Annotated in this window: 18 protein-coding genes; 10 read left to right on the top strand and 8 right to left on the bottom strand. The window is 58.3% G+C overall.

The window, feature by feature from the left end; translation table 11 throughout:
* Positions 1–10: 10 nt before the first annotated feature.
* Together BDE40_RS05800 and BDE40_RS05795 are read right to left on the bottom strand one after the other, a co-directional pair.
* Positions 11–934, bottom strand: a complete 924-nt coding sequence (locus BDE40_RS05800; RefSeq protein WP_134013482.1) for a methylenetetrahydrofolate reductase — start codon at positions 932–934, stop codon at positions 11–13.
* A gap of 31 nt (positions 935–965) precedes the next feature.
* Positions 966–1,265 (bottom strand): virulence factor, encoded by a 300-nt coding sequence (locus tag BDE40_RS05795; protein ID WP_021100302.1) that lies wholly within the window; start codon positions 1,263–1,265, stop codon positions 966–968.
* 265 nt (positions 1,266–1,530) lie between these two features.
* Between BDE40_RS05795 and BDE40_RS05790 the strand changes: the two genes are divergently transcribed.
* Together BDE40_RS05790 and BDE40_RS05785 are read left to right on the top strand one after the other, a co-directional pair.
* The gene (locus BDE40_RS05790) at positions 1,531–2,673 is read left to right on the top strand and encodes a Ppx/GppA phosphatase family protein (protein ID WP_134013481.1); all 1,143 of its coding nucleotides are present in this window, start codon (positions 1,531–1,533) and stop codon (positions 2,671–2,673) included.
* A gap of 73 nt (positions 2,674–2,746) precedes the next feature.
* Positions 2,747–3,490, top strand: a complete 744-nt coding sequence (locus BDE40_RS05785) for an RlmE family RNA methyltransferase (RefSeq protein WP_134013480.1) — start codon at positions 2,747–2,749, stop codon at positions 3,488–3,490.
* Here the strand turns inward: BDE40_RS05785 and BDE40_RS05780 are convergent.
* On the bottom strand, positions 3,487–3,942 hold the full coding sequence (locus BDE40_RS05780) for a YaiI/YqxD family protein (RefSeq protein ID WP_073140389.1): 456 nt from the start codon (positions 3,940–3,942) through the stop codon (positions 3,487–3,489). The two genes, BDE40_RS05785 and BDE40_RS05780, sit on opposite strands and share 4 nt — an antisense overlap.
* Before the next feature lie 113 nt (positions 3,943–4,055).
* Between BDE40_RS05780 and guaB the strand changes: the two genes are divergently transcribed.
* From guaB to BDE40_RS05765, 3 genes are all read left to right on the top strand, one after another.
* Entirely contained in the window at positions 4,056–5,504 is a 1,449-nt protein-coding gene (guaB, locus tag BDE40_RS05775) for an IMP dehydrogenase (protein WP_134013479.1), read from the top strand.
* Positions 5,505–6,686: an RsmB/NOP family class I SAM-dependent RNA methyltransferase gene (locus BDE40_RS05770; RefSeq protein ID WP_134013478.1), complete on the top strand. Its 1,182-nt coding sequence runs from the start codon at positions 5,505–5,507 to the stop codon at positions 6,684–6,686. It begins immediately after the preceding gene.
* Positions 6,687–6,770: 84 nt separating this feature from the next.
* A complete protein-coding gene (locus tag BDE40_RS05765; protein WP_246030364.1) occupies positions 6,771–9,077 on the top strand; it encodes an ATP-binding protein in 2,307 nt (768 codons plus the stop codon).
* 14 nt (positions 9,078–9,091) lie between these two features.
* On the opposite strand, the gene BDE40_RS05760 is transcribed toward BDE40_RS05765, so the two are convergent.
* Entirely contained in the window at positions 9,092–9,706 is a 615-nt protein-coding gene (locus tag BDE40_RS05760; protein WP_134013477.1) for a gamma-glutamyl kinase, read from the bottom strand.
* A gap of 179 nt (positions 9,707–9,885) precedes the next feature.
* On the opposite strand from BDE40_RS05760, the gene recA reads away from it, so the two are divergent.
* The 3 genes from recA (at position 9,886) to BDE40_RS05745 (ending at position 14,095) form a co-directional block, all read left to right on the top strand.
* Positions 9,886–10,998, top strand: a complete 1,113-nt coding sequence (recA, locus tag BDE40_RS05755) for a recombinase RecA (protein ID WP_211342400.1) — start codon at positions 9,886–9,888, stop codon at positions 10,996–10,998.
* A 156-nt stretch (positions 10,999–11,154) separates the two neighbouring features.
* Positions 11,155–13,803, top strand: coding sequence for an alanine--tRNA ligase (gene alaS / locus BDE40_RS05750; RefSeq protein WP_134013476.1), 2,649 nt, complete (start codon positions 11,155–11,157; stop codon positions 13,801–13,803).
* Position 13,804: 1 nt separating this feature from the next.
* Positions 13,805–14,095, top strand: coding sequence for a DUF1330 domain-containing protein (locus BDE40_RS05745; protein ID WP_134013475.1), 291 nt, complete (start codon positions 13,805–13,807; stop codon positions 14,093–14,095).
* Between the two features lie 72 nt (positions 14,096–14,167).
* On the opposite strand, the gene BDE40_RS05740 is transcribed toward BDE40_RS05745, so the two are convergent.
* The gene (locus BDE40_RS05740) at positions 14,168–16,576 is read right to left on the bottom strand and encodes a GcvT family protein (RefSeq protein WP_134013474.1); all 2,409 of its coding nucleotides are present in this window, start codon (positions 16,574–16,576) and stop codon (positions 14,168–14,170) included.
* Positions 16,577–16,676: 100 nt separating this feature from the next.
* Between BDE40_RS05740 and BDE40_RS05735 the strand changes: the two genes are divergently transcribed.
* Both BDE40_RS05735 and BDE40_RS05730 read left to right on the top strand, forming a co-directional pair.
* A complete protein-coding gene (locus BDE40_RS05735) occupies positions 16,677–18,008 on the top strand; it encodes a DUF2254 domain-containing protein (RefSeq protein ID WP_134013473.1) in 1,332 nt (443 codons plus the stop codon).
* Between the two features lie 112 nt (positions 18,009–18,120).
* Complete coding sequence (locus BDE40_RS05730) at positions 18,121–20,532, top strand: GcvT family protein (RefSeq protein WP_134013472.1); 2,412 nt, start codon at positions 18,121–18,123, stop codon at positions 20,530–20,532.
* A gap of 105 nt (positions 20,533–20,637) precedes the next feature.
* Here BDE40_RS05730 and BDE40_RS05725 read toward each other — a convergent pair whose 3' ends face one another.
* Genes BDE40_RS05725 through BDE40_RS05715 form a run of 3 tightly spaced genes read right to left on the bottom strand, consistent with a single transcriptional unit; the run spans position 20,638 to position 23,299 of the window.
* Positions 20,638–21,942 (bottom strand): branched-chain amino acid ABC transporter permease, encoded by a 1,305-nt coding sequence (locus BDE40_RS05725; protein WP_134013471.1) that lies wholly within the window; start codon positions 21,940–21,942, stop codon positions 20,638–20,640.
* Positions 21,939–22,949: a branched-chain amino acid ABC transporter permease gene (locus BDE40_RS05720; RefSeq protein ID WP_134013470.1), complete on the bottom strand. Its 1,011-nt coding sequence runs from the start codon at positions 22,947–22,949 to the stop codon at positions 21,939–21,941. Before BDE40_RS05720 ends, BDE40_RS05725 begins: the two co-directional genes overlap by 4 nt.
* Entirely contained in the window at positions 22,949–23,299 is a 351-nt protein-coding gene (locus BDE40_RS05715) for a hypothetical protein (RefSeq protein WP_134013469.1), read from the bottom strand. Before BDE40_RS05715 ends, BDE40_RS05720 begins: the two co-directional genes overlap by 1 nt.
* Between the last annotated feature and the right edge of the window lies 1 nt (position 23,300).

Here is a 23,300-nt window from a genome sequence, read left to right as displayed (position 1 = left end):
CTGATCTCTCTTATGCTTGGTCTGCTGGAACGCCGGAGGCGCCGCCGTTGGCGATGGCCCAGTTGGCGTTGGTCTTGATGCCGCCAAGCGGGAAGAAGTGAACGGATTCAATGTTGAAGTCGGGGTTTGCGGCCTTGTGCGCGGCGAGGGTGTTGATCACCTCGGTCGGCTCGTAGGGCAACAACAATTTGGTGACGTCCATGGCGCGCTTTTGCAGCACTTTCAGGGACGGGCCGACGCCGCAGGCGATGGCGAACTTGATCAGCGTTTGCAGCTTGGCGGGACCGGCGATACCGATATGGACGGGCAGGTCGATGCCTGCCGCCTTGATGGAGTTCGCCCAAGCGATAATCGGGTTGGCGTCAAAGGCGAACTGCGTGGCCAATGCCATTTTGGCATCAGTCGTTTCCGAAAACTTCTGTTTCCAAGTAAGAGCTTCATCGACGTTCTTCATGCCACCTTTGGGGTCGATGTCACGGTTGCCTTCAGGGTGGCCCGCGACGTGCAGGCGGTCGAAGTCACCGAACAGGCCAGTTTCCAGAAGCTGCATGGAGCTGTCGAACGCACCATGCGGCTGCGCGACACCGCCAGCAAGCAGCAAGGCTTGCTTAACGTCTGCTTCACCCTGGTAGCGTGCGATCCAGTCAACCAGCGTTGCCTTGTCGTTGATGATGCGCGCAGGGAAGTGCGGCATGACCTTGTAGCCGTCACGGTTCAGGCGCGCGGCGGTGGCGACCATCTCGTCAATTGGTGTGCCTTCGATGTGCGCGACATAGACGCGTGTGCCTTCGGGCAGCAGCTCGCGGAAGTCTTCAACCTTCTCGGCAGTGCGGGGCATGACCTCGATGGAGTAATCCTTCAGGAAGGTCTCCACCTGCGGGTTTACCGTGACCTCTTGAGCCGGTGCGGTGCGTTTAAAGTTCAGCAAGGCCATGAGCCCCTCCCTAATGCGCGTTGTGATCGTGTCAGGCGGCATTGCCGTCATTCGCGATCAGCTGCTTGATCCTGTCGGTGTCGTATTCGGCCTCCAGCCGCGCCGCTTCGGCTTTTGCGACCTCTTGAGGGTCGCCATCGACTTCGTAAGGGGTCGCCTTGCGCCAATCGGCCAGATAGGCGTCGGCATCCTTGGCGCCCACCTTCATCGCGGCGCGGTCGATCGCCTGCTCGAAGCGTTCCGGAAGCTGCACCTTATGGCCCCGACGGCCCTTGCCCACGATGACCTGAGCGGGGATGTCGCGCCAGTAAACTATTGTCACATCAGGCATGGGTTCGAATCCTTCGTATTGCGCGCTGTTTTACGGACTCTAGGCCTCTGATCGTAGTGGCCGAGGTGCGTTTTCGACATTTGAACAAGGCAGAGCGACCCTGATCTGTCGCGCCATTAGCTAAGGGGCTTTTCGAATAGGGGCCAGCTATCAACCGTCTCATATTTCTCATGGTTTTTATGAGGTTGGAACAAGGTCTATGCTTGCTTCAAAGCGTTCGCGCTCCTACGTTGAGGTTAACCCTGAGTTTAGGAGGCCCTGCGCCATGGCGAAACGTCCGCCGCACAGTGCGGGCCCGTTCGTCAAACCGGCCCTTGTGCCGACCGCGCGGCCCGCGACCCAGCCTGCACCCGCAGGCAAACCAGACCCGGCTGACCTCTATGCGGCGCTGGATCTTGGTACCAATTCATGCCGGATGCTGATTGCCCAACCCAAAGGCAGCCAGTTTCACGTCGTCGACAGCTTTTCCAAATCGGTGCAGCTTGGAGCGGGACTTGAGAGCACTGGCAAGCTGTCGCGCAATTCCATGGCGCGCACGGTCGGGGCGCTGAAGATATGCCAAAAGAAACTGCGCCACCATGAGGTGAAGCGGATGCGCCTCGTCGCAACTGAGGCCTGTCGGCGCGCGACCAATTCGGAAGAATTCCTGAATCTGGTAACCCGCGAGACGGGGCTGGAGTTGGAAATTATCAAGCCTGAGGAGGAAGCCCGCTTTGCGGTGATCTCTTGCGCGCCCTTGGTGTCGGTGAACACGGAGCAGCTGCTGGTGGTCGACATTGGTGGTGGCTCCACCGAGCTGGTGTGGATCGACCTGAGCCGCGTACCGAAAGTGGATCGACCGCGCGCAATCATGCGATTGCATACAGGATTTGACAGCAAGGACAGCGAGTTTCCGGCCGCCAAGGTGGTGGACTGGATTTCGGTGCCGTTGGGCGTCGCCACCTTGCGCGACCAGTTCAACGATGTGAATGATGACGGGGCGCGGTTCGCGTTGATGTCGTGGTTCTTCGAGGAGAACTTAGCTGAGTTTACACCGTATATCGACGCGGATCAGGTCAGGGCAGGGTTCCAGATCGTCGGTACATCCGGGACTGTGACGACCGTGGCGGCGTCCCATTTGGGGTTGAAGCGTTACGACCGCAACAAGGTCGATGGGCTGCGGATGACGTCGGACCAGATTGACCACGTGATCCAGAGCTATCTGCATATGGGGCCGGAGGGCCGCCGCACCGACCCGCGTATCGGCAAGGACCGCCATGCGCTGATCATGTCGGGGGCGGCAATTTTGCAGGCGTTGCTGCGGGTCTGGCCGACCGACCGCTTGTCTGTGGCGGATCGCGGCTTACGTGAGGGTCTGCTCTATGCCCAGATGTCGAGTGACGGGGTTTTGGAGGAAGGGCCTTACTAAGCTGGCCTTTGCGCGGCTGGAAGGGTAGGGAAGCCTCCGGCGGGAATATTTTTACCAAGATGAAGTTGAGAACATGGCCAAATCACCAACCGGACCAAAAGGCGGCAAGACCGGCAATACCTCGGGGCGCGGGCAGCGCGACCTGAAGGTCAAGGTGAAGTCCGCGCGCGGGCGCACCATGTCCTCAACACTGTGGCTGCAACGCCAGTTGAATGACCCTTATGTCAAACGCGCCAAGGCCGAAGGGCTGCGCGGGCGGGCAGCGTTCAAGATTTCCGAGATTGACGACAAGTACCGTTTCCTGACACCGGGCAAGCGGGTGGTCGACCTTGGTTGTGCGCCGGGTGGATGGTGCCAGATCGCGGCCAAACGTGTGAACGCGTTAGGAGAACGCGCAGGCAAGGCGCAGGGTTATGTACTTGGGGTAGACCTGCAAGAGGTCGAGCCAATTCTGGGTTGCGAGCTGCATGTGCTCGACTTTCTTGACGAAGGCGCGGACGACAAGGTGAAGGAATGGCTTGGCGGATCGGCCGACGTCGTGATGAGCGACATGGCGGCGGCGTCCTGTGGACATAAGCAAACCGACCACATGCGCATCATCGCGCTATGCGAGGCGGCGGCCTATTTTGCCTTTGACGTGCTAGAAGAGGGCGGCGTTTTTGTAGCCAAAGTTCTAGCCGGTGGTGCGGAAGGTGAATTGCAGCACATCCTGAAACAGCGCTTTAAGAAAGTGGCGAATTTCAAGCCGGGTGCCAGCCGGTCCGACAGTTCCGAGAAGTTTGTGGTCGCCCAAGGGTTCAAAGGGCGGGACGGCTAAAGACCTTCGCGCTTGAGCCGTTGCAACTCGCGGTCCAGAGCGTTGAGAAATTGCGAGCGGTCCTTGTTGGAGAACGGCGCGGGGCCGGAGGTTTGCTCTAGCCCTGCGCGCAGGTCCGCCATGATGGCGCGGGTCGCAATAGCTCCGCCGATGTTGGACGAGTTGAACGGCTTACCGGTTGGGCCTAAAACCGTGGCGCCGACCTCGATACAACGGCCGGCCAGCAGGATGTCGGCGGTGATAACCACGCAGGATGGCGTCGCGTTCTCGGCGATCCAGTCATCAGCGGCGTCAAACCCGTCTGAGACCACCTGCATGGAGATCAGGGGATGGTTCGGCGTGCGCAGGTAGCTGTTGGCGACCAAGGTTACGGGCGTGTTCAAACGATAGGCAACCTTGAAGACCTCCTCCTTAACGGGGCAGGCATCTGCATCGACGAGAATAGAGGGCATATTTGGTGCTCCGGACGTGTTTGCGTCCCTTTGCCACAAAATCTGCCCTTTCGCATCCGCGAAATCCATGAAATAGGAAACTGCCAAACGAACCCTCCCCAAGGAGTACCCCCATGGAGATTCGCGAGGCCCTCACCTTTGACGATGTGCTGCTTGTTCCAGGCGCATCCAACGTGCTGCCATCGACGGCGGACACGCGCACTTTTGTGACCAAATCAATTGCCATGAATATTCCGTTGCTGTCTTCGGCAATGGATACCGTGACCGAAGCCCGCATGGCGATCGCCATGGCGCAGGCGGGCGGGATCGGTGTGATCCACCGCAATCTGGATTTGGAAGAGCAGGCCCGTCAGGTGCGGCGCGTGAAGCGTTTTGAGAGCGGGATTGTCTATAACCCGATTACGCTGACGTCTAACCAGACGCTGGCGGATGCGAAGGCGCTCCAAGAGCGCTACAATGTTTCCGGATTTCCGGTGGTGGATGCCAAAGGGCATGTGCTGGGCATCGTCACCAACCGTGACATGCGCTTTGCCAGTGATGACAAGACGCCGGTTTCGGCGATGATGACCAATGAACGGCTGGCAATGCTGCGCGAACCTGCTGATCTCAGCGAGGCAAAATCGCTGATGGAAAGCCGCCGCATCGAAAAGCTGCTGGTCGTCGATGGTGATGGCAAGCTCACCGGTCTTCTGACCCTCAAAGATATCGAGCAAGCTGTGCTTAACCCGCAGGCCTGCAAGGATGAACTTGGCCGTTTGCGGGTGGCTGCGGCAACCACGGTAGGGGACGCAGGCTTTGAGCGCTCGGAGGCGTTGATTGATGCCGGCGTCGATCTGGTGGTAATCGACACTGCGCATGGGCACTCCGAAGGTGTGGCGCTTGCGGTTGAGCGGGTCAAGAAACTGTCCAACAAGGTGCAGGTTGTAGCGGGGAACGTCGCGACAGCTGAAGCCACACGCGCGCTGATTGGCGCAGGTGCGGATGCTGTCAAAGTCGGGATTGGCCCGGGTTCGATCTGTACTACGCGCATGGTCGCCGGGGTCGGTGTGCCGCAGCTAACTGCGATTTTGGATTGTGCATCGGGAGCCGGTGACGTGCCGGTTATCGCGGATGGTGGCATCAAGTTTTCCGGCGATTTCGCCAAGGCGATCGCGGCTGGTGCCAGTTGTGCCATGGTCGGATCGATGATTGCAGGGACGGACGAGTCCCCTGGAGAAGTTATTTTGTATCAAGGCCGTAGCTTTAAAAGCTACCGTGGTATGGGGTCGCTTGGCGCTATGGCAAATGGCTCTGCTGACCGCTATTTCCAGAAGGACGCGGCGTCTGACAAGTTGGTTCCGGAAGGCATCGAGGGGCAGGTTCCCTACAAGGGATCGGCCAGCGCCGTAGTTCACCAGATGGTTGGCGGGTTGCGGGCTGCTATGGGGTATACCGGATCGGCGACGATCAAGGATATGCACGAGCGGGCCAATTTCGTGCGCATCACGGGTGCGGGGCTGAAGGAAAGCCACGTACACGACGTCCAGATCACGCGCGAATCCCCGAACTATCGGATCGGCTAGATGACCCCTGCGGCACGCCTGTCGGCGGCGATTGAGGTGCTTGACCAGTACTTGTCAGGCACTGCCGCCGAGAAGGCTCTGACCAACTGGGCGCGGCGTTCCCGTTTTGCCGGATCCAAGGATCGCGCGGCGGTGCGTGACATCGTGTTCGATTGCTTGCGGAAACGTGGATCATATGCACGGCTTGGATTGACGGGGCGCGGTTTGGTGATTTGCCATGCTGCTGCGAAAAATACGTCAGTTGAAGAGGTTAGCAACCTTTTCTCGGGTGAGGGGCATGCCCCATCCCTGTTGGTGGCGGAGGAGAAAGCAGCGCTGTTTCCCGCCTCGCCGACGGAATCGGTTGAAGCGGTATACAACATGCCAGAATGGCTGGGCGAAGAGCTGAAAACTTCTGTCGGGGCCGATGCTGAAGCGATTGCGAGCGGATTGACCGAGCGCGCGGCGACGTTCCTGCGAGTTAATCTTTCGCGAGGGTCTTTGCAAAATGCCATTGATCTGCTTGCGAAGGACGGAGTTACCGCCATTCCACATGACTTAGCGAAGACCGCATTAGAAGTTGTTGAAAATCCAAGAAAAGTTGCGGCGAGCACGGCGTATATGTCGGGACTGGTCGAGTTGCAGGATGCGGCCTCTCAATCCTTGTGTGAAGGCCTTCCAGCGGCCAACAGAATGCTTGATTACTGCGCGGGTGGCGGCGGTAAAGTGTTGGCCTATGGGGATGGAAACAAAGCTGCGTTGTTTGCCCATGATGCCAAACCGCAACGATTGCGGGATTTGGGGCCTCGCGCAAAGCGGGCGGGTTTGAAAGTTCAGGTATTAACAACGGATGCTTGCAAGACTTCGGCACCGTTCGATTTGGTGCTGTGTGATGTCCCTTGTTCGGGGAGTGGTGCCTGGCGGCGGTCGCCCGAAGGCAAATGGGCACTTACCCACGATGCGTTTGCCGATTTACTGCTCGTTCAGCAGGAAATACTGCGTGAAGCTGCGCCTCTGGTGGCCCCCGACGGCGTTCTGGCTTTCGCAACCTGCTCTGTGTTCAAACGTGAAAACGAAGACCAAATCGCCAAGTTTTGTGATAAGAATGACGGCTGGCACTGCTCGTATGAACGCAGATATTCACCGCTGGAAGGCGGGGACGGGTTCTATATTGCTTACTTGACCAGACCCGAACCAAGTTAATAGTCGAGCCCAAGTCGCCCGTTAAGGAGCAGTTAATTGTTCTGGAGGATGGTCTTAGGGATTGATTCTAACGGGAGTGCAGGTTTGGACCAACTGGTGGAGGCAAGCGGCGCTGCACGTCGGATACGCAGTGGATTTGCATCGCGCTCCAAGCTTCCGGTGCTTCTTGCGGTTGTTCTCGGAATGTCGTTGCTCTTTGTCCCTGACGTTCGCGGGCTTCTGATTGGTCTGGCGATCTGCGTTTTCGCGGGGATTGCCGTGGGTATGATACAGAGGCGCACGGCTCAGGACGTTCCAACAGCGGCGTCCGTTGAGGATTTGATTGCCTATGACGAACGGGCCGTTTTTGTGACGGACTCCAGCGGGGTTGTTCTGTCTAGAAACGCGGCGGCTCAAAAATTGCTGCCAACCGCCGACGGTGAAGCGCTGGAACAGGCGCTTTCAAAGCTGATGAGCAACGCTGGAGCAATCGTGTTCCGTCTTCAGGCCAAAGCGCAAAAGACGAACGCAGCGCATGAAGACGTCGTTACGCGTCGCGGAAGCTTTCGCATCTCGGCGCATCGGGTCGCAAATTCCGAAGATATTATCTGGCGGGTTCATAGTCAGACGGACCAAGCTGGCAAGGGGCATGCTGCTGAACGGCTTTCGCTACCGATGTTCACCGTTGGCGGGTCGGGGTCTGTATTGTTTATGAACGAGGCGATGCGAAAACTCGTTGGTGGTCGGGTAAAGTCACTGAGTGGCATCTTCACCGAGGTGCCAACGACGTCTGGTGAGCATGCCGTCGTCAATGGCCCGAACGGTCTTGTCGATGTCATGGTGGTCATCTTGGATGGCGCTTTGGGCCGCACCGAGTTTTTCCTAGCACCTATTTCCGACGTCATTGCCGCGAAAACAACGATGGCGCAACTGGAGGATTTCCCGATCGCGCTGCTGGAGCTTGAGCGGGACGGGCGGGTGCGTGATTCCAACCGTATCGCGCGGGCTTTGCTGGCGCTTGACAACGATCCGGCCGACAGCTTGAACGACCTGATCGAGGGGCTTGGCCGTCCGGTGAGCGATTGGCTCTCTGACGCGGCCGAAGGTCGGGGGCTGCACCGTCCCGAAGTTTTGAAATGCCGGCGCGGTTCTGACGAAATGTATGTTCAGGTCACGCTCGGCCGTGTGATCCATGATGGTGAAGTCTCTCTGATAGCGCTTGTCAATGATGCCACCGAGCTCAAGTCCTTGGAAAAGCAGTTTGTGCAGAGCCAGAAAATGCAGGCCATTGGTCAATTGGCAGGCGGCGTTGCGCATGATTTCAATAACTTGCTGACTGCGATCTCGGGTCATTGCGACTTGTTGATGCTTCGCCATGATTCAGGCGATTCCGATTACGCGGACCTTGAACAGATCAACCAGAACGCCAACCGTGCGGCGTCGTTGGTTGGCCAGCTTCTTGCGTTTTCGCGCAAACAGAACCTTCAGCTTGAAGTTCTGGATATGCGGGACACGTTATCGGACCTGACGCACCTGCTGAACAGGCTGGTTGGTGCACAGATTTCACTGACATTGCGGCATGATCCGAACCTGATGTCAGTGCGTGCGGATCGTCGGCAGTTGGAACAGGTGCTGATGAACCTCGTAGTGAATGCACGCGATGCATTAGACGGGCAAGGCGAGATCAATATCGAAACGCGCAATGTCAAACTCACGTCTGAATTGCGACGCGACCGCGCGGTGGTTCCTGCTGGTGACTATGTTCTGGTGAAAGTCAGTGATGACGGGTGCGGCATCCCGGTCGAAAAGCTCCCTAAGATATTCGAGCCGTTTTATACGACCAAGAAAACGGGCGAGGGGACTGGTTTGGGCCTATCGACCGCCTACGGGATTATCAAGCAGTCGGGCGGGTTTATCTTTGCCGACAGCGAATTGGAGCGGGGAACCGTCTTCACAATCTACTTCCCGACACATGATAAACCCGTTGAGATTGCCAAGGTGTCGGAACCGGCTCCGATACTTTTGGATGTGGGTCCTGCGGACGGTGTTGTGCTTCTCGTCGAAGATGAAGCGCCGGTCCGTGCCTTCGCAAGCCGCGCGTTGCAATACCGTGGATTTCAGGTCGTCGAGGCCGATTGTGGCGAGACGGCGCTGGATCTTCTTGGGGATGAGACATTGGATATCGATATCGTCCTGACCGATGTAATCATGCCTGGTATGGATGGTCCCACCTGGGTCAAAGAGGCCCGCAAATCACGTCCGCAGTTGAGGGTCGTCTTCATGTCCGGCTACGCGGATGGTAGCACGGTAGAAGAGCAGCTCACCATTCCAGAATCAGCGTTTTTGCCCAAACCTTTCTCGCTTGATGAACTGACTTCAACAGTGAGACGTCATCTAAGCTCGGCTGCCTGACCGGCCCAAAAGGCTTAGGCAATCGAGAGCGGGCCATCTTGCAACGCTTGATATATCTCGAAATCGAGCGCGCATGTTTTGCGTAACTCCGCAGACAAGGCAGGCGACAGCGAAATATCTTGTTTTGGTGACTGATTAATCGATTTGAGGCTGATTTTTCGATCCAGCCGGTCTTCGAGAAACCGGATTGCTGCGGCAAGGTTATGATAAGAGAACAGGTGATTGATCAATAGATCCCCGCTTTGGTCTGTCACGAAACGGGACTGTTGGCCGACATTTGCAAATGCGGGTTGTACGTCTGCAAGATAGGCGGTGACAAAATCGTCAAAGCTGAGACCTGCCGTGCTATTCGGATGGCCGTTCAATGCCGGTCGTTGCCGGTAGCGATACCAACTTCCCAACCACTCCACTGGTTCGCGCATAACCGCCATCGTCTCGAGTGGAGGCAGATTTCCGCGCTCGAAAAGCTGGCGGTATTTTGCTTCAAAACTGCGGGCGTTGGTGTGCTTGATTCCCGGCGGATCGCGAAAAATGACCGATGCTTTCGGGCCAAGTGCGTTCTCCAGAGCTGATGTACCGGTCTTGGGAACAGCAAGGAAGGCCAGCCGTTCTTTAAAGAATATCATCATTTACTGTTCGCCTGCCTGTTTTTATTGAGTTTTAAACTACTCCTTAACCCTGCTCCGGAAAAGATGGCTAAAGATTTTACTTGAAGTGTTCTCTTTTTGTGCTCATACATCCGAGAACAAGAGGCGAACATAAGCAGTCATTGCCGCTCATAGGGCGGTGTGAAATAAGGGACGAAACCATGGCAACAGCAGAACTCCTCAAAATGAACCCTAAAGATCAGAGCAACAAACAAAAAGCGCTGGATTCGGCGTTGGCGCAGATCGAACGACAGTTCGGTAAAGGCTCCATCATGAAGCTGGGCGGCGAAAATGCCATTCAGCAAATGGAGTCAATCTCGACGGGGTCGCTGGGCTTGGATATCGCGCTTGGTATTGGCGGTCTGCCCAAAGGGCGGGTGATTGAGATTTACGGTCCCGAGTCGTCGGGCAAGACAACGCTTACTCTACATTGTGTCGCGGAAGCACAGAAAAAAGGTGGCGTTTGTGCGTTCGTAGATGCGGAGCACGCGTTGGACCCGCAATACGCACGCAAGCTTGGCGTTGATCTTGATGAATTGCTGATCTCGCAGCCTGACACGGGCGAGCAGGCGCTGGAAATCGTTGACACATTGGTGCGTTCAGGGGCCGTCAGCATGGTTGTTGTCGACTCCGTGGCGGCGTTGACGCCGAAATCAGAACTTGAAGGCGATATGGGCGACAGTTCCGTCGGGGTGCATGCACGCCTGATGAGCCAAGCCATGCGGAAGCTGACCAGCTCGATCTCACGCTCCAATTGTATGGTGATCTTTATCAACCAGATCCGGATGAAAATCGGGGTTATGTTTGGCAGCCCTGAAACGACGACTGGCGGTAACGCCTTGAAGTTCTATTCCTCGGTCCGCCTCGACATCCGCCGTATTGGCGCGCTGAAAGATCGCGACGAAGTTGTCGGCAACCAGACCCGCGTGAAAGTGGTGAAGAACAAGGTGGCCCCGCCGTTCAAACAAGTTGAATTCGACATCATGTATGGCGAAGGCATCTCCAAGATGGGCGAATTGCTTGATCTGGGTGTCAAAGCTGGTGTGGTCGAGAAGTCAGGGTCCTGGTTCAGCTATGGGGATGACCGGATCGGGCAAGGTCGTGAGAACGCGAAAACCTTCCTGAAGGAAAACACTCGCATCGCATTGGAGATTGAAGACAAAATCCGTGCGGCGCACGGGCTAGAATTTGACATGCCTGAAATTGAAAAGACGGCTGCGATCGAAAAAGACACTTTGTCCGATGATGATACGGACGGTCTGATCGAAGGGTAACGCGGCAGCAGGGCTACGCCCTGTGATGTCAGAAAATTCTAAAGGACGGCTTTCGGGCCGTCCTTTTTCGATTCACAGCGGCATTTCGCAGGGGATGGCTTTACCTGCACGACGTGGGGGGATATTTGCTGGTGCAAACAATGCAAAGTGATCCTTATGCCCAGCCTGAACGATATCCGCTCGACCTTCCTGCGCTACTTTGAAAAGCAGGGCCATTCGGTGCAACCTTCCAGCCCGTTGGTGCCACGCAATGATCCGACATTGATGTTTGCGAATTCGGGAATGGTTCAGTTCAAGAACCTGTTCACCGGGGTCGAGACGCGGGATTACAAACGGGCGACGACGGCACAGAAATGTGTACGCGCAGGTGGCAAGCATAACGATCTGGACAATGTCGGCTATACCGCGCGGCACCACACGTTTTTTGAAATGCTGGGGAATTTCAGCTTCGGCGACTATTTCAAAGATGAGGCGATCGCGTTTGCCTGGGAGTTGATCACCAAGGATTTTGGCATCGACAAGGACCGCCTGACGGTCACCGTTTACCATACCGATGACGAGGCCTACGACATTTGGAAGAAACTTGGAGTGCCGGAAGAGCGGATCATCCGTATCGCCACCTCCGACAATTTCTGGCAAATGGGTCCGACTGGCCCTTGCGGTCCTTGCACTGAGATTTTCTACGATCACGGCGCGCATATCTGGGGAGGCCCTCCCGGCAGCCCCGAGGAAGATGGTGATCGCTTTATCGAGATCTGGAACATCGTTTTCATGCAGAACGAGCAGTTCGAGGACGGCTCCATGCGTGCGCTTGATATGCAAAGCATTGATACCGGCATGGGGCTGGAACGGATTGCGGCGCTGCTTCAGGGAAGCCATGACAATTACGATACCGATCTGTTCAAAGCGTTGATCGAGGCGTCGGCCAATGCGACCTCCACCGATCCGTTCGGCGATCTGAATGTGCATCATCGGGTGATTGCCGACCATTTACGCTCGACCTCGTTTCTGATTGCGGACGGTGTGATGCCGTCCAATGACGGGCGCGGGTATGTACTGCGCCGGATCATGCGCCGCGCGATGCGACATGCGCATTTGCTGGGGGCGAAAGACCCTGTGATGTATCAGCTTGTACCGTCACTGGTGGGCCAGATGGGGGCGGCGTATCCAGAACTGGGTCAGGCGCAGGCACTGATTGAAGAGACGCTGCGCGCGGAAGAAACGCGTTTCAAGCAGACGCTGGAGCGCGGATTGCGCTTGCTGGATGACGAGTTGGACGGCTTGCCCGAGGGTGCTGAACTGCCGGGGCAGGCCGCGTTCAAACTCTATGACACCTACGGGTTTCCGCTGGATTTGACGCAGGATGCGCTGCGCGAAAAGGGGCGTGGCGTCGACACGGAAGGCTTCGACGCTGCTATGGCAGAACAGAAAGCCAAAGCCCGCGCATCTTGGGCCGGGACGGGCGAGGCTGCCGACAGCACCGTCTGGTTTGATGTTGCTGACAAGCACGGGACGACGGATTTTCTGGGATATGACACCGAGAAAGCGGAAGGGCAGCTGCTGGCCATTCTGAAAGACGGCGCGTTGGCGGAGGCTGCGAGCGCAGGTGAAACGGTGCAGCTGGTCTTCAACCAGACACCGTTCTACGCCGAGAGTGGCGGTCAGGTTGGCGATAGCGGAACGGTCAAGACCGACGCGGGCACGGGGAGTGTAACCGACACGCGCAAGGCGGCGGGTGTGTATATTCACTTTACAGATGTGACGGACGGGGAGCTGCGCGTCGGCGCGGGGACAGAACTGGTAGTGGAGCACGTACGCCGGAGTGCTATCCGTGCAAACCACTCGGCCACGCACCTGCTGCACGAAGCCCTGCGCGAAGCCTTGGGGGATCATGTGGCGCAGCGTGGCTCGTTGAATGCAGATGACCGTTTGCGGTTTGATTTCAGCCACAACAAGGCGCTGTCTTTGAAAGAGCTGCATCAGGTCGAAGCGGATGTGAACCGGTTTATCCGTCAGAACAGTACGGTTGAAACGCGGATTATGACACCGGATGATGCGCGCGAGATCGGAGCGCAAGCGCTGTTCGGCGAGAAATATGGTGACGAGGTGCGGGTGGTCTCTATGGGGCGCGATGCAACGGGTAAGGGCGCTGACGGGCAGACATATTCGATCGAGCTGTGTGGCGGAACGCATGTGAAACAGACCGGTGATATCGGAGTGTTCGTGACCTTGGGTGACAGCGCGTCCAGCGCGGGGGTACGCCGGATCGAAGCCCTGACAGGGCAGGCGGCGTTTGACTATCTGAGCGCGCAGGATGCGCGTTTGGCGCAAACGGCTTTGACGCTGAAGGCGTCGGCGGAAGACGTGCCGTCCCGTGTCAAAGCGCTGCTGGAGGAACGCAAGGCCTTGTCAAACGAGGTTGCAGCTTTGCGGCGCGAATTGGCCATGAGCGGCGGTGCGGCTCAGGTGGCGGATGAAGATATCGGCGGCACGGCATTTTTTGCGCAGGTGCTGTCGGGCGTATCCGGCAAGGACCTTCCCGCGCTGATCGACGAACACAAGGCGCGGATGGGATCGGGCGTGGTGTTGTTGATCGCGGATGCTGACGGCAAAGCGGCAGTGGCGGCTGGTGTTACGGATGATTTGACCGCAGACTTGTCGGCGGTCGATCTGGTGCGCGCAGCAGTGGCTGAACTTGGTGGTAAAGGTGGCGGTGGTCGTCCCGCCATGGCGCAAGGTGGCGGTGCGAGCGCCGAGAATTCAGACGCAGCAATCAGCGCGGCCAAGGCCGTCATTGGAGGATAGAATGCCAACAGCTTTATGGATCGCCCATGTGAAGGTCACAGACGCGGAGCGCTATGCCAAATACGCGGCGGGTGCCACGGCGGCAATTGCCGATCATCAGGGCGTGTTTCTGGCGCGCAACGGGGCGTATGAGCAGCTTGAAGGAAATGATCGTGCGCGCAATGTCGTCGCACGGTTCCCGTCCTTGCAACGCGCACATGAGTGTTATTATTCAGATGCCTATCAGGCAGCCTTGAAGTTTGCAGAAGGTGCGGCAGAGCGGGACCTGATGATTGTTGAAGAGTTGGACTGACCCCGGATAGGGGTTTTCTTCGGGGCCTGCCGGGGATGCCTCCGGCGGGAATATTTTTGCCAAGATGAAACCCTAGCCGCGCATACGGGAGCCGTCAGCGTCGAATGGTGGCGTTGAAATAAGTGTTGCAGGGCGCAGGGATCCCAGGATCTCGATCTCGACCTTTAGGCCGTCTTTTGCCTGATCGCGTGGAATGAGCGCGAGTGCGATGGATTTGGCCGAATAGTGCGCATATCCGCCTGATGTGCAGAAGCCTTGTACCTCACCGTTAATAAAGACCGGCTCGTAGGCCACAACATCGGCGTCGTCCGCGTCAACTTCGAACGCACAGAGTTGGCGGTGTGGTGGTGTTGCGCGCTCGGCTTCGGCCGCTTTGCGACCGATGAAGTGGGTGTTTTTCTTGAAGCTGATAAAACGGTCCATGCCGGTTTCGGCCGCAGTGTAATCGGGGGAGAATTCGGACAACCATGAACCGAAGAACTTATCGAGGCGGAGCGACATCATTGCGCGCATGCCGAACGGGGTCAGGCCTTTGGGCTGGCCTTCGGACCAGAGCGTTTGCCAAAGCTGGCGTTGGTCCATGGGGTCACAGTAAATCTCGTAGCCCAGGTCGCCGGTATAGCTGACGCGTTGCACGCGGCAGGCAACTTGCCCAACGGTCATCTCGCGCACATCCATGAAGCGCATGGAGGCGACATCATCGCGGGTGCAGGCTTGCAGAATGTCCCGCGACAGGGGGCCTGCGATTTGGAAACCTGTGAGTGTGTCGGAGATGTTTTCGACCCTCACATCGTCCAGCGCGTTCTGCTCGAACCACCGCATGTGGTAAGATTGCGAGCCATAGGAGGCGGTGAGATAGAACTCGGTTTCCGACGCGCAGGAGACGGTGAAATCGCCGATGAGGCGGCCCTTGTGAGACAGCATCGGCGTCAGCGACAAGCGACCTGCAGTCGGGATGCGGCCTGCCATGATGCGGTCTAACCATGCGCGCGCACCTTCGCCGGTGACACGGAATTTGCCGAAGTTTTGCACCTCGTTGATGCCGGCTTTGTTGCGCACCGCCCTGACCTCGCGCGCGGTGGCGGCGAAAGCGTCGGAGCGGCGGAAGCTGGGGGTCTCGAATGTCGGCTCGTCGCCTTGGGCGAAGTAGTTGGCGACCTCCAGCCCGAATTGCTGACCCCACACAGCGCCCATTTCTGTGAAGATATCGTACATCGGCGTCGTGCGGTGAGGGCGTGCGGCGGGTAGTTCTTCGTTCGGGTAGCTGACCGAGAAGCGGCGCTGGTAATTCTCGATAACTTTGGGGCGCGTGTAACCCGGAGTGATCCAGTTGCCGAAGCGGGAAACGTCCATCGCGAAGGTATCGCGTTCGGTCTCGCCTTCGATCATCCACTGGGCCAGCATCAAGCCGACGCCGCCGCCTTGGGAAAAACCTGCCATGACACCGCAGGCGGACCAATAGTTACGCAGACCGGGTACGGGGCCGACCAGTGGATTGCCGTCAGGTGCGAAGGTGAAAGGGCCGTGGACGACGGTTTTGACACCGGCGCGTTCGAGAACGGGAAAGCGTTTGAAGGCGAAGGTGATGCTGTCTTCGATCTTGTCGAAATCGTCGGGCAGTAGCTCGTGACCGAAGTCCCATGGCGTGCCGTCGACGGCCCATGGCCGACAGGGTTGTTCGTAGAAACCGATGCACAGGCCCCGACCTTCCTGACGCAGATAGGACTCGCCTGCGGGGTCCATGACATGCGGGTGCTCGGTGTCGCGCTCATAGATTTCCGGGGTTTCCTCAGTCACCAGATACTGGTGCTCCATCGGATGAAGCGGCAGGTAGACGCCTGCCATGGCCCCGACTTCCCGCGCCCACAGACCGCCCGCATTTACCACATGCTCGGCGTGGATGGTGCCTTTATTTGTCACCACATCCCATGAGCCGTCAGGGCGCTGCGTCGTGGCCTCTACCTTCACGTGGGTCTCGATGGTCGCACCGCCCATGCGGGCCGCCTTGGCGTAGGCGTGAGTTGTGCCAGAGGGGTCGAGATGGCCATCAAGCGGATCGTAGAGGCCACCGACAATGCCGTCCAGATTGGTGATCGGGGCGATCTTGGCGATCTCCTCGGGTGACACGATTTCCGTCTCCAGCCCCATATAGCGGTGCTTGGCGCGCTCGGCCACGAGCATGTCGAAACGGTCTTTGTTGTCGGCCAGTGTCACGCCACCCACATGGTGCAACCCGCAGGACATGCCGGTGATCTCCTCCAATTCGCGGTAGAGCTTTATCGTGTAGCCTTGCAGCGCGGCCATATTGGTGTCGCCGTTCAGCGTGTGGAACCCGCCCGCCGCGTGCCATGTGGAACCGGAGGTCAGCTCGGAGCGTTCTAGAAGCATGACATCGGACCAGCCAAGCTTGGTGAGGTGATACAAGACGGAACATCCGACGACACCGCCGCCAATAACACAGACACGGGTGGTAGTTTGCATGGAAGTTCCTCACTATTCGTTTCGAACTACTGTAAGAATTCACGACCCGCTGAATTGCATGAAAGCGACGCGCAATGTCGATTAAGGCCAAGGCTCCGATATGGATCAACTAAAGTCAGTTATCAGCAATTTCACGGCGTGGCCGAAGACGTTGCTGCGATTTGCAGGGGAGCTGTGGCGCGAGCTTTGGACGCGCGTGGTGGTTATGGGCTGCTTTGCGATCGTGGCTTTGGGGTTGGCACAAGCGATCGGGCATGTCCTGCCAAGCGAGCTTAACGGATATGTGTCGGGCAAAGCCGCGGACCGGTTGCTAAGTATCATTGCCAACGCGATGCTGGCGGTGACGACGTTCTCGCTCACCGTCATGGTAACGGTCTATCGCAGTTCGTCGTCGCAATTTACCCCGCGCTTGCACCGGTTGATCATTCAAGACCCCACCACTCAAAACACGCTGGCGGCCTTTATCGGCGCCTATGTCTATGCGTTGATCGGGATCATTTTGCGGGAGCTTGGCATTTTCGCCGACGAGCGGGCGGCGGTGCTTTTTGCAACCACGGTTTTGGTGCTGGCCTATGTCGTGGTCTCGATGATCCGCTGGGTTTTGCACCTGCAGACCTTCGGCAGCTTGATGAATACGACCCGCCAGGTCGAAGGGATCACGTGCCAGCAGTTCGAGGCGCGTCTGTCCAAGCCCTGCCTTGGGGCTAACCCTTGGACTGCGGATGTTCAGGTGCCGGACGAAGCCGACACGGTTCGGGCGTCCGAGACTGGCTATATTCAACAATATTACGAGGAATCGCTGGATCAGGCGGCGCGGGCTTGTGGGGTTGATATCTATATCTGCGCCGCTGTTGGCAGTTTCGTGATGAAGGGCGAGGCGATCGCATATTGCGTTCCCAAGGGCGACGCAGACAGCTCTGACGAGGGTGATCTGGTCGACATCGTCCGCTCGCACATCCAAATCGGCGATGTCCGAACCTACGATCAAGACCCTCGGTTCGGGTTGATGGTGTTGGGGGAAATTGCGTCCAAGGCCCTATCGCCGGGGATCAATGATCCGGGAACGGCGATTGATGTCATCACCCGCGTCGCGCGGGTGTTGTCGCTGTATCAGGACGAGACGAAATCGGAAGACCCTCCCGAACATGACCGCCTGTGGGTGCGTCCGTTGGACCCCACGGATTTGGTCGAGGACGGGTTTGGCGCGCTTGCGCGGGATGGTGCGAAAATCATCGAGGTTCAGCAAAGGCTACAATCTGCCCTGTCGCGTTTGATGGAACATGATTGCCCCGAAATGGCCAAAGCCGCGCGGATTGCGGCCTGTCTCGAGTTTCGGCGTGCGAAAGCATCATTGGAGTTCGAGCCGGATGTCGAGCGTCTGCGCCGCTCCACCGCGCGTGTGGTTCTGCAAGAGGTTGAGGGCGACGAATAGCGTTACGCTTAAGTGTGATTTGTCGCAGCGGGGAAAGTTTTGTCGTCTTGGAGGGATGACCAACCGGACCCGAACGGCCACTCTTGCAGGAACCGGATAAGGATTTGGACCCATGAAGACCCATGCGCAGGCTGTTGTTATCGGGGGCGGCGTCATCGGCTGCTCGATTTTGTACCACCTGACGAAGCTGGGCTGGACCGATGTTGTGCTGCTGGAGCGGGACGAGCTGACCTCAGGCTCCACATGGCATGCGGCAGCCAATATTCACGGGCTGCATGACAACAACAACATCACCCGCATCCAGAACTACACGATGGATTTGTATAACGCGCTGGAGGCCGAGACCGGCCAGTCCTGCGGGGTGTTCCAGCCGGGGTCCTTGTATCTGGCACAAACCGAGGCGCGGGAACATCAGCTGCGCCTGCAAGCGGCGAAGGCCAAGTACTACGGTCTGAACTTCCACGAAGTAGACCGCGCAGAGGCGGAGCGGCTGCATCCTTTGGTGAACTACGACGGCATCCGCTGCATCATGTATGAACCGTCCGGTGGCAATGTGGACCCGTCGGGGGTTACCAACGCCTATGCGTCCGGCGCACGGCAGAACGGGGCAGAGATTTACCGGTTTACCCCCGTGACCGCGACAGACCATCAGTCGGACGGCACATGGGTGGTCAAGACGCCGAAGGGCGACATCGTCACGCCCGTGGTGGTCAACGCTGCCGGATTATGGGGCCGAGAAGTGGCGGCTTTGGCAGGGATCGCGTTGCCCTTGCAGCCGACGGAGCACCAGTATTTCGTCACGGAGACCATCCCCGAGATCGCCGCACTGGACCGTCGCTTGCCCTCGGTCGCGGACCGCGACGGGGAATACTACCTACGTCAGGAGGGGCAAGGCCTGCTGGTCGGAGCCTATGAGAAGGACGTGCGTTTCTGGGCGGAGGACGGCACACCGCAGGGCTTCGGGCATGAGCTGTTCGCCGATGATCTGGAGCGGATCGAGGACAACATGATGCGGGCCATTGACCGCGTGCCCGTCGTCGGCACCGCAGGGATCAAACGGGTGATCAATGGGCCGATGATTTGGTCGCCGGATGCGAATGCATTGTTCGGTCCGGTGCCGGAGTTAAAAGGTTATTTCTGCTGCAACGGGATCATTCCGGGGTTTTCGCAATCGGGCGGGCTCGGGTCTTTGACGGCTGAATGGATCGTCACCGGCGAGCCGCATCTGGACATGTTCCCGTGGGACATGGCGCGTTTCGGGGCTTGGGCGGACAAGAAATTCACCAAGGCGAAAGTCGGAGATCAATATGCCAACCGCTTTTCGATCCACTTCCCGAACGAGGAGCGATCGGCGGGACGTCCCGCACGGGTACGCCCGATCTACGAGACGCAGAAAGCCATGGGCGCGGTGTTCGGGCTGAATTACGGCTGGGAGCATCCTTTGTGGTTTGCCGACGCGCCCGGCACCAAGGACACCAACGGGTTCACGCGTCAGAACTGGTTCGAGCCTGTCGGCGCGGAGTGCCGGATGCTGCGGGAGCGGGCGGGGATCATCGATATCTCCAATTTCGCGAAATACAGCGTCAAAGGGCAGGGGGCGTCGGAGTGGCTGAATGCCATCTTCGCCAACAATATGCCCAAAGCCGTGGGCCGCTCCTGCCTTACGCCATTGATTGGGGTACGGGGCGGGATTGCGGGGGATTTCACGGTGACCAAACTTGGCGACGAGGACTTCCTGATCATCGGCTCCGGCATGGCAGAGCGGTATCACCTGCGCTTCTTCAACATGGTGGAGCACCCCGACACGGTCAGTTTCGAGAGCCTGACCGAGGCAATGTGCGGCTTCAATGTTGCGGGGCCGGAAAGCCGTGCGATGTTGGAGCGGCAGACCAACGCGTCTCTGGCGACCGAGGACTTTCCGTTCATGCGATCCCAGAAGATCACCCTCGCGGGTGTTGATTTGATTGCGCTGCGGGTGTCGTTTACCGGCGATTTGGGGTGGGAGTTGCATTGCAAGAGCGAAGACCAGCAGCGGTTGTATGACGCGTTGATCGAGACGGGTCGCGCCTTCGGGGCCGGACCTGTCGGGTCGCGCGCGCTGATGTCGCTGCGAGTCGAGAAGGGCTATGGCAGCTGGTCGCGTGAATACAGTCCGGAATACTGGCCGCAGGAAGTGGGGTTGGACGGGTTGATCAAGATGGACAAAGACTTCCTGAACAAAGCCGCCTACGCCGCCCTGAAAGACAATTCACCGCGCGAAAAATTGAGCATCATCGAAGTGTTGGAGTTAGAGGAGGCTGACGCGACAGGTGGTGAGCCGGTGTTTCTGCCGGATGGAACTCCGGTCGGGCGCGTCAGTTCGGGGACCTATGGTTACACGGTTGGCAAGTCACTGGCGCTCGGATTTTTGAAGGGTGTGCGGGCCGGAGCGGAGGTTGATGTCATGATCCTTGGACGCCCGCATCGCGGCGTGGTTCTGGCAGAGCCGCCGTTTGATCCGGAGGGGAAAAAACTGCGGGCGTAACAGATGTTTGCCGGTTGGATTTTTGAGTATTTAGAACCAAATGGAAATACGCGCCCCTGATTGAATCGGGGGCGCGTTAAACTTAATGCCGTGTGAAGACGGGTGTTATCTTTCAGGGATCAAGCCGCGCGGGCTGAACCGGAGCACCAGAAGAAGCACCACGCCCATCGTGAGCAGGCGCATATGTGCGGCGCTGTCGATGAGATGTTGTTTCAGCCAGAAGCCGTCGGACATGCCGGCCGTGATCAGTTGCATCAGAGCAAGGCCCATCGGCTCTACCTGAACCCATAAGAACCAGATCAGGAAGCCACCCAGAACCGAGCCGAAATTGTTGCCGGAGCCGCCGACAATCACCATGACCCAGATCAGGAACGTGTAGCGCAATGGCTGGTATCCGGTCGGGGTGAGCTGGCCGTCCAGCGTCGTCATCATCGCCCCTGCGATACCGCAAATGGCGGATCCGAGGATGAACACCTGCAAGTGGCGCGCGGTCACGTCCTTGCCCATGGCTTCGGCCGCGACTTCGTTGTCGCGGATGGCGCGCATCATTCGGCCCCATGGCGAGCTGAGGGCCTTCTGGGCGAGCCAGAGCAGGATGATCAAAACGACCGCGAACAGTGCCGCATAGACAAGCTTCACATAGAGCGTCGACGCGGTCGCAGGGTCGAGGCCCAGACCGGCCGCTGTTTCTACAAAGCCCGCATCTTCCTGCAGGTCAATTTCGTAAGGCACACCGGTCGGGCGGGGCAGGCCCACGACGTTTTTGACGCCACGCGACAACCAGTCCTCGTTTTTCATAACCGCGATGATGATCTCGGCGATGCCAAGTGTTGCAATCGCCAGATAATCGGAACGCAAGCCGAGGGCGGTTTTGCCGATGATCCAGGCAGCACCCGCGGCCAGCAGCCCACCCACAGGCCAGGCAAGCAGGATCGGCAAGCCCAGCCCGCCCAGATAGCCTGTCGCGGCAGGATTCACGGCCTCTACCGCCTCGACGCCACCATCGAAGACGAAGCGGAACAGGAAAAAGCCTCCGATGAGGGTGGCCAGCATGGTCAGCGTGCGGGGCCGTCCGGCGGGAAGCTTCTGGTAAACCATGATCGCTGCGATGACCGTGCCGGCACCCAGCAGCAGGCCGGCCAGAACGCGGACACCGCCGACGCTCCATTCTTCGGCGTTGGCGGGCATTGCGGTGATGACGGTGGCAAGACCGCCAAGGGCGACGAAGCCCATGACACCCACGTTGAAAAGGCCAGCCAGACCCCATTGCAGGTTAACCCCCAAAGCCATGATGGCCGAGATCAGCCCCATATTCAGGATCAGCAGCGCCGAGTTCCACGACTGGGTGAACCCCGTGCCGAGAATCAGGAACCCTACGAAAACGAAAAGCAGTGCATCGCGACGGGTCATACGGATTGTCCTTTCAGCAGGCCGGTCGGTTTGAACAGCAACACAATAATCAGGATCGAGAAGGACACGGCGAACTTGTAATCCGTGCTCATCAATTGAAGCAGCCCGTCGGGGGCCAGTGCTTCGGGCATCACGTAGGTGGCGACCTTTTTAAACGCGTAGGTGACGGTCACCTCGGAGAAGGCGATGACAAAGCCACCCGCGATGGCGCCCAAGGGATTGCCCAAGCCTCCAACGATGGCCGCAGCGAAGATTGGCAGCAGCAACTGGAAATAGGTAAACGGCTTAAACGACTTGTCGAGCCCGTAAAGCGTGCCCGCAACGGTCGCCAGAGCGGCCACGATTAACCATGTGTAAAGCACCACGCGCTCGGGGTTGATGCCCGACAGCAGCGCCAGATCCTCGTTGTCGGAATAGGCACGCATGGATTTGCCGGTGCGGGTTTTATTGAGGAACCAGAACAGGATCGCCACCACGATCACGGCGGTGATGACGGTGATCCCTTGGGTTGTCTTGATTGCCAAGCCCTCGTCCAGACCCGTCATTTCCTTGAAGTTCCGGGCCGAGATTATGAACCGCTCGCCATCTGCGAAGCGTTGGTCGTCGGGGCCGATAATGAAGCGCGTCAGCCCGTTCATGATGAACATCACGCCGAGTGAGACCATCACGAGAACGACGGGTTTCACCTTTCGTTGACGATAGAATTGGTAGACCACCTTGTCGGTGCCCACCAGAACCAGACCCGTCAGCACGATGCCGAAGGGCAGGGCGAGCAATGCCGTCGGAAGCGGGCCAAAGCTGATCCCGGCGCTTTGGAAGCCCCATGTGATCAGAATGACGAACATGGTACCGATCGCCATGGTGTCCCCATGGGCGAAATTGGAAAAGCGCAGGATGCCGTAGATCAGGGTCACCCCAAGCGCGCCAAGCGCAAGCTGCGCGCCGTAAGCGGTGCCGGGCACCAGAACGAAATTGGCAAAGGCCACAATGGCGTTCAGAAAATCCATCAGTCTGCCCCTTCGCAGTTGCCGAGATAGTTCACCATCAACGGCCCGTCATAGAGATGTGTGGAGTAGCGTGCGGTGCCATCTGTCGCGCGGCTCATCAGGTGAAAGGCGCTTTCGGTCACGCCGACATAGATGCGAACGGCGTCACTGCCGCCAACGCTGACAGGGAAGCTTTCGGCGTCGCTCACCAACAAGGTTGCGCCGTCTTTTTCCTCAATCGCAACGGTAAAGGCGCTGTCAGCGCAGGCCTCCGCCTCGAAGCACTCGGTGGTGAAGGTGCAGGTGTCCGCAAGCAGGGAGGTGCCAAGAAATGCGGCACATGAAGCGAGGGGTATCAGTATCGGTTTCATC

It is taken from the genome of Litoreibacter halocynthiae, from assembly GCF_004365635.1.
Classification (GTDB): domain Bacteria; phylum Pseudomonadota; class Alphaproteobacteria; order Rhodobacterales; family Rhodobacteraceae; genus Litoreibacter; species Litoreibacter halocynthiae.
The sequence above is the reverse complement of the archived record's forward strand: the minus strand, read 5'-3'. Positions and strand labels throughout refer to the sequence as shown.